The sequence below is a fragment of the Pantoea sp. FN0307 genome, from assembly GCF_050113815.1.
In the GTDB taxonomy this organism is placed as follows: Bacteria; Pseudomonadota; Gammaproteobacteria; order Enterobacterales; family Enterobacteriaceae; genus Mixta; species Mixta alhagi.
This window is the reverse complement of record NZ_JBNJSO010000001.1, coordinates 373,892-386,642: the sequence shown is the minus strand read 5'-3', so window position 1 is coordinate 386,642 and position 12,751 is coordinate 373,892. Positions and strand designations below refer to the sequence as shown.

General features: G+C 51.9%; 12 protein-coding genes. 2 read left to right on the top strand and 10 right to left on the bottom strand.

All coding sequences use genetic code 11. The features are described 5' to 3' along the window. Window positions 1–69: 69 nt before the first annotated feature. Window positions 70–558 carry a DUF2938 domain-containing protein gene (locus tag ACQE3Z_RS01835; RefSeq protein WP_426971853.1) on the bottom strand — a complete coding sequence of 163 codons (489 nt, stop codon included), beginning with the start codon at window positions 556–558 and terminating at the stop codon, window positions 70–72. A 92-nt stretch (window positions 559–650) separates the two neighbouring features. On the opposite strand from ACQE3Z_RS01835, the gene ACQE3Z_RS01830 reads away from it, so the two are divergent. Then, complete coding sequence (locus tag ACQE3Z_RS01830) at window positions 651–1,064, top strand: helix-turn-helix domain-containing protein (protein ID WP_426971851.1); 414 nt, start codon at window positions 651–653, stop codon at window positions 1,062–1,064. A 3-nt stretch (window positions 1,065–1,067) separates the two neighbouring features. Further along, window positions 1,068–1,568: an AAA family ATPase gene (locus ACQE3Z_RS01825; RefSeq protein WP_426971849.1), complete on the top strand. Its 501-nt coding sequence runs from the start codon at window positions 1,068–1,070 to the stop codon at window positions 1,566–1,568. Between the two features lie 187 nt (window positions 1,569–1,755). Here the strand turns inward: ACQE3Z_RS01825 and ACQE3Z_RS01820 are convergent, their stop codons facing one another. From ACQE3Z_RS01820 to ACQE3Z_RS01780, 9 genes are all read right to left on the bottom strand, one after another. Further along, window positions 1,756–3,540, bottom strand: coding sequence for an HD domain-containing phosphohydrolase (locus tag ACQE3Z_RS01820; protein WP_426971848.1), 1,785 nt, complete (start codon window positions 3,538–3,540; stop codon window positions 1,756–1,758). Between the two features lie 1,270 nt (window positions 3,541–4,810). Further along, a complete protein-coding gene (gene purF / locus ACQE3Z_RS01815; RefSeq protein ID WP_426971847.1) occupies window positions 4,811–6,328 on the bottom strand; it encodes an amidophosphoribosyltransferase in 1,518 nt (505 codons plus the stop codon). A gap of 36 nt (window positions 6,329–6,364) precedes the next feature. Beyond that, a complete protein-coding gene (cvpA, locus tag ACQE3Z_RS01810) occupies window positions 6,365–6,850 on the bottom strand; it encodes a colicin V production protein (RefSeq protein WP_085072315.1) in 486 nt (161 codons plus the stop codon). Between the two features lie 177 nt (window positions 6,851–7,027). Further along, window positions 7,028–7,744, bottom strand: a complete 717-nt coding sequence (gene dedD, locus ACQE3Z_RS01805; protein ID WP_426971846.1) for a cell division protein DedD — start codon at window positions 7,742–7,744, stop codon at window positions 7,028–7,030. Beyond that, a complete protein-coding gene (gene folC, locus ACQE3Z_RS01800) occupies window positions 7,734–9,008 on the bottom strand; it encodes a bifunctional tetrahydrofolate synthase/dihydrofolate synthase (RefSeq protein ID WP_426971845.1) in 1,275 nt (424 codons plus the stop codon). Before folC ends, dedD begins: the two co-directional genes overlap by 11 nt. A 67-nt stretch (window positions 9,009–9,075) precedes the next feature. Next, window positions 9,076–9,987: an acetyl-CoA carboxylase, carboxyltransferase subunit beta gene (gene accD, locus ACQE3Z_RS01795; RefSeq protein ID WP_426971844.1), complete on the bottom strand. Its 912-nt coding sequence runs from the start codon at window positions 9,985–9,987 to the stop codon at window positions 9,076–9,078. Between the two features lie 147 nt (window positions 9,988–10,134). After that, on the bottom strand, window positions 10,135–10,797 hold the full coding sequence (locus tag ACQE3Z_RS01790; RefSeq protein WP_250650471.1) for a DedA family protein: 663 nt from the start codon (window positions 10,795–10,797) through the stop codon (window positions 10,135–10,137). 33 nt (window positions 10,798–10,830) lie between these two features. Continuing rightward, window positions 10,831–11,643 (bottom strand): tRNA pseudouridine(38-40) synthase TruA, encoded by an 813-nt coding sequence (truA, locus tag ACQE3Z_RS01785; RefSeq protein ID WP_426971843.1) that lies wholly within the window; start codon window positions 11,641–11,643, stop codon window positions 10,831–10,833. Then, a complete protein-coding gene (locus ACQE3Z_RS01780) occupies window positions 11,643–12,653 on the bottom strand; it encodes an aspartate-semialdehyde dehydrogenase (RefSeq protein ID WP_426971842.1) in 1,011 nt (336 codons plus the stop codon). The genes truA and ACQE3Z_RS01780 overlap by 1 nt, the downstream gene beginning before the upstream one ends. Window positions 12,654–12,751 lie beyond the last annotated feature (98 nt).

Here is a 12,751-nt window from a genome sequence, read left to right as displayed (position 1 = left end):
ATTAATAAATCAACTACAACGGTTCCTGTGATTATCGCTGGAAAGATTTATTGGCTGAGAATAACGTTTTCACTTCAGCCAGCTTAGAACCAGCGCCGTAAAATAGAGGCCCATGCCAAACACCAGGTGGGTCATCAGGCTGCGCAGGCGCGCCCTGGCTGGCGAAGCTGTTTTCGCGGCGGCAATGCCAAAACCCAACATTGGTTGCATAATAAAAAACGGAAAACAAAGCGTCAGCATGCCGGTCAACAATGCAGGCGCAAGCGTCGGCTGATACAGCCACGTTTTGCCCGTTAGCATTATCAACAGCGCCGCAAACACGATTCCCGTAACGTAGTGAATCAGCCAGCCAACTAATTTTTCTCCCTTATGCGGTGGCGTCGACATAATCGGACAGTGAACCCATTTTCCGTGCCGCAGCCACAGCAAAGCCCTGCCCACCAGCGCATAATCCAGCGACGGGACAGAAAAAAAACGCCGCTGTGAAAATCCCCATACATCCATTACTGCTGTCGCGCCAATCCCTGTAGCGATGACATCTAATACGAGATTTTCCATCTTTACCGCCCCCTTTTATGTTGAAATGTTAAGCTGTGCGGCATTGTGCAACCTGAAGCTGACTTCAAGTCAACAGAAAAACAGGACCTGAAATGAAAGCGTTAGATATTGCAGAGGTGGTAAAAATATCGGGCGTATCACCTTCTGCGCTGCGGTTTTATGAAAAGAAAGGACTCATTACGCCGACAGGCAGAAAAGGATTACGGCGACAGTACCAGGCAGAAGTCATACAGACGCTGGCGTTGGTGGCTTTAGGAAGACTGGCAGGTTTTACGCTGGATGAAATAGCTGAGGTTGTTAACCCTAAAGGCTATGCAATCCAGCGCGAACAGCTGATGGCGAAAGCAGAGGAAATTGATAACACGATTAAGCGTCAGGCAAAAGTACGCGACGGGCTACGTCACGTGGCGAACTGTAGCGCGCCCAGCCATATGCAGTGTCCGCAGTTTCAGAAAATCATCAAAGCTGCTCAGCGTTCTACAACACATCCCTGTCCAGTGAGGTAAAGCATGACCACCGTTACCCAGCCCAAAAAAGCGACGCTACATCTTTTATGTGGCAAGATCGCGTCAGGTAAATCCACGCTTTCGGCAAAATTAGCAGCTTCGCCCGGTACAGTGTTGATTAGCGAAGATCGATGGTTGGCGGCACTCTATGCTGATGAAATGCACTCTGTAGCAGATTATGTTCAGTATTCACTAAAACTCAGAAATGCAATGAAACCACACCTGGTTTCATTACTTGAGGCGGGAGTAAGCGTTGTTTTAGATTTTCCGGCAAATACGCTGGCAAACCGTGACTGGATAATGAGTATCATTACAGAATCTGGTGCTGAGCATTGTCTGCACTATCTCAAAGTTGCTGACGAAGTCTGTAAGTCCCGCTTACACGCACGCAACGCTGCAGGTTCGCATGATTTTTCAGCAACGGATGAACAGTTTCACCAGATAACGCGTTATTTTGTCGAACCCGGCGCAGACGAAGGTTTTCATGTAATTGAACACCCTTAAAGCCAATGCTGTGAGGTAAACCGCGTCAGACGGTATTGCTTTACAGGGCGTGAGTTAACTTGCTGGCAAACCCCATTGCTGGAGAAAATGGCAAAATCTTTTTGCCAGCGATAATTTACACAGGCTGCTTCGATATACATAACTCTCTGGCAGCCCATCAATCAATAATCGCGATAAAGCAGCATCATTAGTAAACCGGCGGCGTGACACCAGAATCTGCAGGCGTAACGATTTTTTCCAACTTACCAATTTGTGAAATATCACTTTGCGAAATCACACTGCTGATATTGGAATCAGGAAAACGGAGATCCTTGATAACATGTATTTTAGCAGGAGCGCCCTTACTGTCAGTATCCATCACCCATGCCAGAAAACCCCCAGCGTATTTGGCCAGGCTTCCAATCGGCGATGGTCCGTAGAGTTGAACATATTCAATAAGCGCGGCTTTTTCATAGGCGCTTCCCGCTTCATTTATCTGGCGGTAAGCCTCCAGCGGTGAGTGAGCCGGAATATCATTACGCGCGTGCTCTAACTTGTTGATCGCCTTAATCACCGAGACCAGTCGCGATAGCTCCGAAAGCTGCTCCCCACGTTTGCCTGCCGGATAACCCGTGCCGTCCAGACGTTCATTAGCATTTTCAATCACATCGCGGCAAACCGGGCCGGGCATCCAACCTGATTCCGGCAGTTTTCTGATAAGCTCTTGCACATGCCCGCGAAGAATTTCCTTCTGAGCGGGATTCATCGACAGTTTCAGGGACGGCAGACTGGCGCTCATTAACAGGGGTTTGCCCATAGTGTGCATGAGCGCACCCAGCACAGCTTCGCGCACCTGGGGATGATGCGGGTTACGCAGCAGCAGCATATCAGCCAGTTTACCGGCAACCTGCACAGCATGTCTGACCCATTCTGGCTTATTCCATAATACCGACAGGGCATAGAGAAAAGCTTTACGGTCTCGTCTCACCAGGCTGAGTATGCTATCGGCACAGCCATAAAAGACATCAATTGAGAACTGACTCCGGGACTTAAGATACATCAACCCGGCCTGGAGCTGGTGCGCCACGTTAATGACATCACTCTCCATCGGAATATGGCGCGCGCGTTTCTCACGCTCTATCGCTGCCAGTTTTAACATCTTTAATTCCTTATGACCGGGAATAAACAGAGGAGACTTGAAAATCAATTTACCGCTCATACCGATGCGGTAAGAAGCTTCTCTCTCTGCTTCATTTACAAAGTGAAACAGCGTCTGTAACTGAGACGATGAAAGATTGATAAAGTTAAAATAAACCGCAGCATAACCGTGATTGCCGAAGGGTCGGATATGACGAACCCTGCCTTCGGCAAAAAAGCTTTCGCCATTGGGAAACTCCAGCGTAATGCCAGGGATCTCCAGGCCTACGTCAAGCGCAATACTGTCGACCAGATCCACCTCAACCATACAGCAGTTGACGGATAACTCACGCAGCCTGCCAGGGACGTTAAGTTCATGCGGATAAACTTCAACATGGGCACGGGCCTGCATACCAAGAATAAAGGGCACACGAAGGGTGCCTTCGTCATCATTAGCGAAAATGGTATCAGGGAGTTGAAAATCAAGACGATACAACATGCTGTTCGTCTTGTGCAGTTTGGCAGGGATATTACTAAGACTATAGGTTTCCCGTTCAGTGGTGGGAGACCCTTTCAACGTTTCGATATCAAAGATCAATCCGTCACTGGTCAGATATTTTTCAATATTCGAGCCGCCATACTCCACTTCCAGGCTCATGTTACCGGTATTCAGGTTGAGCTCAGAGATTTCAGCCTTTAACGCATAGGGCATGTCCTCGGCATAAACAGACAGAGAATGTGTATGCTGAAGTAGTGAACGAATGATATTTGATGAAGGAGAAGCATATTGAGTCATAATATAAACACCTGGCATTAAATTTAAAAGGAGTTGCCCGAAATGCCAGTTATCTGGCATCAGATATGGTTTATACCTATTATTAGGTAGATGGTACTTTGATACCTGTTATCAGGTGCAAGGCGCTTCTACTATCAATTCCCTGGTACATTCTTTTTTAAGACTGCTTGCTCAAAAATAATCGACCCGGAAAAGCCGAAGTCAAAGAACAGTAATGTTAAGAATGTAGTTCCCTTTAAAAAACATAATCAAGTCTGAATAAACAAATTTATTCGACGGGAAATATATATATTCTTTTTACATGAGGCGCAATAGTTTTAATAAAATGGCTGATTTACTGCATATTGTAATAAAGCAATATAATACAGTAAGTTATGATAGAAAGCTTCGGATCATTGCTGGATACTTACTTTGCTTTACTTTATTTTACTTTAAACTAAAGTTAACAAGCATAATATATAAAGCATATATATAACAATAAGTTAAATCAAAGCCCTTATTATCTGGACAGGTATTCAAATCAGCCAACTCATTAGCTAAATGAGGCGTCACTTTATCTTTTAACTGTAAATATCAAGCAGTTAACTAAATAACATTTTTATTATTATGATGTTATCAATATTAGCAAAAGTAATACTTTCACTTTGTAATTAAAAATTTTAATTTTATGACTCAGGTAAGAAAAATTACAGCCTGACGGCACCATATTTATTTAACCCATATCTTTTTCTTATAGTTTGAAATTTCCTGGCCTGTGACTGAGCACATTTAAATAAAAGACTGCTGTGCCATTTAGAGATATTCGTCTCTTTTTATTTGCTCGGAAAAACACATTAAAAATAGACCTGGAATTAAAATTTACCTTAAGTTATTAAATGGATATTTTATTATTAAAAAAAGCCGCTTTGAGTTTTAATAACTCAATATGGTTAGCTAACTGCTGTTATTGACAATGGGTTTACGCAGTGGCTGTAATTATGTTTTATCTACAGGCTAATACTACCATGCAGGAATATCCAGCAAGGTAATGTAACCCACAAAACTAATTAATAAAATCTATTTGTATTTTCTTAACGGGGCGAGTATCCCGGCTCGTAATCACGGTTAAAGAAAGGAATAGTGTAAATCAGAGGCAGGCTCAACAGCTCAGGTTTGCTGCCTGTCGCCTTTAACGATACGGCTCAACCTGCCCTAAAAACCGGCGAAAGCGATAAACAAGCAGGAGATAAACAACAATGAGGTACAGATGGAGGCAGCAATCGGGCTGTTGACGAGCATTGTCGTCTGTAACAGAAAAGCTGCGGGCCGGAGAACCGGCCCGCAAAGAAGTTTAACCTTCGTTGTGCATTTCGAGGCTTTCCACCTCGTTCTGACGCGCCAGCGCTTTGGCATCGTCATTACGTAGCGATTGCAGATACTCCAGATATTGCAGATCGACATCTTTCGTGACGTAGATACCGTTAAAGACCGAGCATTCAAACTGCTCAATATCCGGGTTTTCTTCACGTACCGCTTCGATCAAATCATCAAGATCCTGGAAAATCAGCGCATCGGCTTTAATCAGCTGGCGGATCTCTTCCACCTCACGACCGTGTGCAATCAGTTCCGTAGCGCTCGGCATATCGATGCCATAAACGTTCGGAAAACGGATTTCCGGTGCGGCAGAGGCCAGATAGACCTTCTTCGCGCCCGCTTCACGCGCCATCTCAATGATCTGTTCTGACGTGGTGCCGCGCACAATGGAATCATCCACCAACAGCACATTCTTATCGCGGAACTCAGCACGGTTGGCATTCAGTTTACGGCGCACCGCGTTACGACGCAGCTGCTGACCCGGCATGATAAAGGTACGGCCAACATAGCGGTTTTTTACAAAGCCCTGACGGTAAGGCTTATCAAGGATGCGAGCGATTTCCAGCGCCACGTCAGTGGAGGTTTCCGGAATTGGGATCACCACGTCAATATCCAGGTCTTCCCATTCGCGGGCGATTTTCGCGCCAAGCTTGGTGCCCATGCGTACACGGGCGCTGTAGACCGAAATCTTATCCAGGAAAGAGTCCGGGCGAGCAAAATAGACATATTCAAACAGGCATGGGTTATTACACGGATTTTCAGCGCACTGGCGGGTATAGAGCTGACCGTTAACGGTGATATACACCGCTTCGCCCGGCGCGACGTCGCGCAGAAACTCAAAGCCCAGCGTATCCAGCGCCACGCTTTCCGAAGCCACCATATATTCAGTGCGACCTTCAGCCAGCTCACGCTTGCCCATCACCAGCGGACGGATACCGTTAGGATCGCGGAAGGCGACCATGCCGTGACCGATAATCATTGCCACGCAGGCGTAGGCACCGCGCACATGCTGATGTACAGCGGCAACGGCAGAGAAAATATCATCTGCTTCCAGCGGGTGATGCGGGCAGCGATCCAGCTCCTGCGCAAAAATATTCAGCAGAATTTCTGAATCCGAGGTGGTATTCACATGACGGCGGCCGCTTTCAAACAGTTGCTTGCGCAGCTCGTGCGCATTGGTCAGGTTACCGTTGTGGGCCAGGGTAATACCGTACGGGGAGTTGACGTAGAAAGGCTGCGCTTCGGACGCGCTGGAGCTACCGGCGGTAGGATAACGCACATGACCGATGCCCATATTGCCCTGCAAACGCTGCATATGGCGAGCTTCGAACACATCATTGACCAGCCCGTTGGCTTTGCGCAGACGGAAACAGTTCAGCGCATCGATGGTACAAATGCCTGCGGCATCCTGCCCACGGTGCTGGAGCACCGTTAACGCGTCATAAATCGACTGGTTGACCGGCATAAAACCGGTGATACCGACAATACCGCACATGTTGTCATATCCTCATTGGCCGCACACCCGGCGCGATTACCGGGGTAAAAAACTCGACGTGCTTTGCAGATAGTCAAAAAACCATCTGATGATGTAACTGAACTCAGGGATCAGCTGAGACTGCTGCCAGTCCGGGCTTTTGGAAAAGCCGGTAAAGGTATCGAGGAAGAACAGCATCGCTGAAACGATCAGCACGCCACGCAGTGCCCCGAAGCAGACCCCCAGTACTCTGTCGGTTCCCGACAAACCCGTTTTTTCGACCAGCGAGCCAATCACATAGTTCACTATTGCTCCGACAATCAGGGTAGCAATAAAGAGAACGGCGATGGCAATACCGTTGCGCACCAGCTGATCGTCAAATCCGGTGAACCAGACAGCAAGGAAGGGATAGTAATGACTGGCAACAAAGAATGCGCATCCCCAGGTGATAAGAGATAAAGCTTCCCGAACAAACCCACGAATCAGGCTGACAAGAGCAGAAAAACCAACAATCCCAATGATGACGTAATCTATCCAGACCATGAACTCTTCCAGCGACAGTGCCCCTGCATCCAGTTCGGGGCGCATTCTAACAGAAAAAGAAAACGTTTGCGTAGCGTTTTCCCCATCCCATAAAAATAAAAAAGCGAATAAAAAAACCGCAGCGGGAGCAGGCGCAGCGGCAATCCCCGTGCGGGGATCCACTGCTGCGCGGGCTCTTTAGCGTGCGCTGTAAGGTTTAACCACGCCGCTCAGGCCAGAGATACTTTTCAGTTCGCCTACCGCAGCCTGCATTTTAGCCTTTGAGGCATCCGGACCAACGTAGATGCGGGTAATCTGCCCCTGTACCGGCGTTGACGGCACGGTCCAGGCACGATAGCCGGAGAGACGCAGCTGCGCCACAATCTCATTCACCTTGGCAGCATTTTTCAGCGCGCCCAGCTGTACCATCCAGGCTTGCCCTGTCGGGGCCGTTTGCTCTGCCGGTTTCGGCGTTTCCACCGGCTTTGGCGTCTCTACCGGTTTCGGCTTCGGCGTTTCTACTGGCTTAGGCTTCGGTTTCGGTTGCTCAACCGGCTTCGGTCGCTCTGTTTTCACTTGTGGCGGCGACTGCACCACCGGCGGCGGCGCGACTACCGATGGTTCGCTGTTGGGCTGCGGTATCGCAGCGCCGTTATCGCCCGTCTGCTGCGGACGATTACTGTCGCCTCCGATCGCCGCGCCAGCGCCTTCTGGCGGCTGGGATGGCAGCGACTGCGTGACCGGCGGCACCATATCGCTATCCTGCTGATCGTCCGGTTTCGGCACCAGCGGGATCGCTGCAAATTCCTCTTTATAATGCTTTTTTTTCCCGTCAAGCAGGCCCGGCAATACAATGACGCCAACGGCGACCAGAATAACCGTGCCGACTAAACGGTTCTGAAACTTACTTGCCACTGCCCTTCTCCGTTTCCATCGCTTCCATGACTTGTGCCACGGTATGGAATGATCCACATACCAGCACAATATCCTGTACAGCTGCCTGCTGCATGGCGGCCTGCCATGCTTCGGTAACAGAACCAAAGGCGATTGCCCGATCCGTTTGTAGCTCGGCCATTAGCTGCTCTGCGCTGGCACCGCGCGGGCCTTCCAGCGGCGCTAAATACCAGCAATCAACCTGCGGTGCCAGAGATGCCAACGTACCGGCAATATCTTTATCATGCAGCATGCCCACTACCGCATGCACCTGCCCCGCTTTTGGCAGCTGCGCCAGTCGTGCGGCCAGATAACCTGCGGCATGTGGATTGTGCGCCACGTCCAGAATCACCTGCGGCTGCTGTGCCACGGTCTGGAAGCGTCCCGGCAGCACCGCTTTATCCAGATGCTGACGAATAATCGCTTCGCTGACGTGCAGGCCAGAGGCGCTCAGTGCCGCCAGTGCGGTGGCCGCGTTAGGCAGCGGCACCTGCGGCAGTGGCAGATTTTCCAGCGTTATGCTGGCATTGCAAAAACGCCAGCCGCTCTCCTGCGATTGCCAGCGCCAGTCGCGGTCCAGCTGCAGCAGCTGCGCGCCTTTTTCCTGCGCCACCTGGGCGATACTCTGCGGCATGTCAGGCTCGCCGACCACGGCAGGTTTGCCTGCGCGGAAAACGCCCGCCTTTTCACGGCCAATGCTTTCACGATCCGGTCCCAGCCAGTCGGTATGGTCCAGCGCGATACTGGTGATCACCGCCACGTCCGCATCCACGATATTGGTGGCATCAAGGCGACCACCCAGTCCCACTTCCAGAATCACCACGTCCAGCGCCGCCTGTTTAAACAGCTGCAGCGCCGAGAGCGTACTGAACTCAAAATAGGTCAGCGAGGTTTCGCCGCGCCCTGCTTCAATCGCCGCAAAGCTGGCGGTATGCGCCGTTTCCGGCAGTTCATCGCCCTGAATACGCACCCGCTCGGTATAGCGCAGCAGATGCGGCGAGCTGTAAACGCCAACGCGATAACCGGCGGCTATCAGCAGCGTCTCCAGGGTGCGGCAGGTGGTGCCTTTGCCGTTAGTGCCGGCAACGGTAAACACACAGGGGGCGGGTTTTAACAGATCGAGCGTACGGGCTACGCGTTCAACGCGCGTCAGACCGAGATCGATGGCCTGCGTATGCAGACGCTCAAGATAATAAAGCCACGCGGCCAGAGGCGACGTGGCTTGAGGAAGGTGAAGATTTTCCATGGATCCCGTTCACAAGGTTACGGTTCATTGGTGAAAGGCGTCGTGAAAGACGCCTTTCCATCATCTGTCAGGCCTCTTGGCTTTCCGATTTCGGCTCGTCCGGCTGATCAACGTGATCGGGCAGCGGCGCAGGCAGATTCTGCATTTTCGCCAGCAGGCTCGCCAGTTTATAGCGCATTTCCGGACGGCGGATAATCATATCGATCGCGCCTTTTTCAATCAGGAACTCGCTGCGCTGGAAGCCCGGCGGCAGTTTTTCACGTACCGTCTGCTCAATCACGCGCGGGCCGGCAAAACCAATCAGCGCTTTCGGCTCCGCCACGTTCAGGTCGCCCAGCATGGCGAAACTGGCGGAAACGCCGCCCATGGTCGGGTCGGTTAATACAGAAATATAAGGCAGACCGCGCTCACGCATTTTCGCCAGCGCTGCACTGGTTTTCGCCATCTGCATCAGCGACATCAGCGCTTCCTGCATACGGGCGCCGCCACTGGCGGAGAAACAGATCAGCGGGCAGTTATCTTCCAGCGCCTGCTCTACGGCACGGACAAAGCGCGCGCCGACGACGGAGCCCATTGAGCCGCCCATAAAGGAGAATTCAAACGCAGCGGCCACAATTGGCATGCTGTGCAGCGTGCCCTTCATGACGATCAGCGCGTCTTTCTCTTCAGTTTCTTTCTGCGCCGCAGCCAGGCGATCCTTATACTTTTTGGAGTCGCGGAACTTGAGAACGTCTTTCGGTTCCAGTTCGCTACCCAACTCAACCAGCGTGCCCTGATCTAACAGGCTGTGCAGGCGCTCGCGCGCATGCATACGCATGTGATGGTCGCATTTTGGGCAAACTTCCAGGTTGCGCTCCAGCTCGGCACGGTAAAGCACCTGCCCGCAGCTGTCGCATTTTGTCCAGACCCCTTCAGGAATGTTTGCTCTGCGCGACGGGGTAATTGTGCTCTTATTGAGAATTCGTTCAATCCAGCTCATTGATGACCTTTCTGTTTGAACCTGGTGAGACCAGTTTTTCTTGTTGCTGCTGAAGCCGTCTTCAGCAGACCATAAATGTCGCTCATTAAACCATAACCATTACGCGCTGTGGATAAAAATCTGGTCATACCCGTTAGCGCCGATAGCTTAAGGCTGTTTTTGCTGGCGGGCCGCACGGCGATGACGCCACACTTCCACCACGCCCGGCAGTATCGATACCACGATGATCGCCACAATCAACAGCTTCAGATTTTCCTGAACCATCGGCAGCGCGCCAAAGAAGTAGCCCGCATAAGAGAACAACAGCACCCACAGCAGCGCGCCGGCTACGTTAAACAGCGCGAAATGGCGATAAGACATATGTCCCATGCCCGCGACGAACGGCGCAAAGGTGCGGACGATCGGCACGAAGCGCGCAAGAATAATGGTTTTTCCGCCGTGACGCTCGTAAAAAGCGTGGGTTTTATCCAGATAGCTGCGGCGGAAAATACGCGAGTTGGGATTGCTGAAGAGCCGTGCGCCAAACAGCCGCCCAATAGTGTAGTTAACCGCATCGCCCAGCACCGCAGCGATCACCAGCAGCGTTACCATAACATGCACGTTGAGATCGTTATCCGGCAGCGCCGCCAGCGCGCCTGCAACAAACAGCAGCGAATCGCCGGGTAAAAACGGCGTCACCACCAGTCCGGTTTCGCAAAACAAAATCAGAAACAGAATGGCGTATACCCACATGCCATACTGCGCCACCAGCTCGGCCATATGGACATCAATATGCAGGATAAAATCAACAACAAAATGGATTAGATCCATAACTCTTCCTTAGTGAGCGGCAGCGCCTGAAAGTTAATCTTCGAGAAACAGCGGCCCCATCGGGGGCCGGGGTAAAGCAAAATGCGCCGGGTAATCAACGGCGACCAGATAAAGTCCCTCCGCTTTGGCCGTTGCGGCGGCCAGCTTACGATCTTTGGCCGCCAGCAGCTCAGCCATCCAGCCTTCAGGCTGATTGCCGCAGCCGATCTCCAGCAAACTGCCAACGATATTGCGCACCATATGATGGACAAACGCGTTGGCCTTGATATCTACCACCACATAACCGCCGTGGCGGCTGACGTTAAGGTGCATCACATTACGCCAGGGCGTGCGCGACTGGCACTGCACCGCACGAAACGAGGTAAAGTCGTTTTCGCCCAACAAACACTGCCCGGCGCGGTGCATTTTTTCCACATCCAGCGGCAGATGAAAATGCGTTACGCCACCGTGCAAAATCGCCGGACGCAGCCGGTGATTATAAATCACATAGCGATAACGCCGCGCCGTTGCGCTAAAGCGCGCATGAAATTCGTCCGGCACCGCTTTTACCCACCGCACAGCAATATCGTCCGGCAAATTAGCGTTGACGCCCAACGTCCAGGCGGCGTCTTTCCGCACCGACGTGGTTTCAAAATGCACCACCTGGCCGGTGCCGTGTACGCCCGCATCGGTACGTCCGGCACAAAATACCGTAACGTCATGGTTTGCCACCTGCGACAGTGCCTGCTCCAGACGTGCCTGCACGCTGCGCACTTCCTGCTGTCGCTGCCAGCCATAATAACGGCTGCCGTCATATTCAATACCGAGCGCCAGTTTACTGACGCCCGGGTTAACCGCCTGCGTCATTAGTACAGATACTCCTGTACCAGCTTTTCAGCAGTTTTTATCGCCATCAGCGCGCCGCCGAAGCGCACGTTATCGGCCACCGACCAGAACTGCAGCAGCTCCGGGATACCGTAATCGTTACGCAGACAACCCACATTGAGATTGGCATTATCTGAGGCATCCGTTACCTGAGTCGGATAGTTGTTTTCATCCGACAACACAATCGCATCGATGCGCGACAGCTCATCGCGTGCCTCTTCCGCTGAAAGCGGACGCAGGCTTTCCAGATGCACAATCTGCCCATTGCCGTAAAACACCGGCGCCTGCACGCTGCTGACCGCGATCGGTAATCCTTCGTCCTGCAGCACTTTACGCACCTGCTCAACCAGACGACGTTCGCTTTCCACGCTGCCGGTGTTGTCCGGCAACTGCGGCAACAGGTTAAACGCTAACTGACGGCCAAAGTGATGCTCTTCGGCTGGCAGGCCGTTCAGCAGACGCGCGCTTTCGCCCGCCAGCGAATCTACCGCCGCCTTGCCGTGCGCCGATACCGACAGCAGATTAGTCACCTGCAGACGGCCCAGACCGGCCTGATCGGTAAGCGGCTTGATGGCGCTCAGCAGCTGACTGGTCAGGCTGTCCGCAACGCTAATGATATTGCGGTTACGGTAGTCCGCCAGCACCTGAGGATTCACATCCGGCACCACCAGCGGCACATCCGGTTCCAGCGCAAACAGATCGCTGCTGTCAATCACCAGACAACCTGCGCTGGCCGCTTCCTCTGCGTAGCGCGCCGACGCATCGCGACCGGCCACAAAAAAGGCCAGCTGCGCCTGCGACCAGTCAAATTCACTGGCGTCCTGAACGCGCAAAGAGTGCCCGGCAAACCGTACGCTTTCTCCAGCGCTACGCTCGCTTGCCAACAAATACATTTCACCAACCGGGAACTGGCGTTCGGCCAGCAACTCCAGTAAAGCGTTCCCTACTGCGCCTGTCGCGCCTAAAAGCGCAATATTCCAGCCGTCAGACATGTTGGTTTACTCCAGACAATGACATAAAAACAGAAGGCGGTGATATTCACCGCCCGTTGATTCAGATTATTCCCCTGCGATAAGCGCAGGCGAAATAA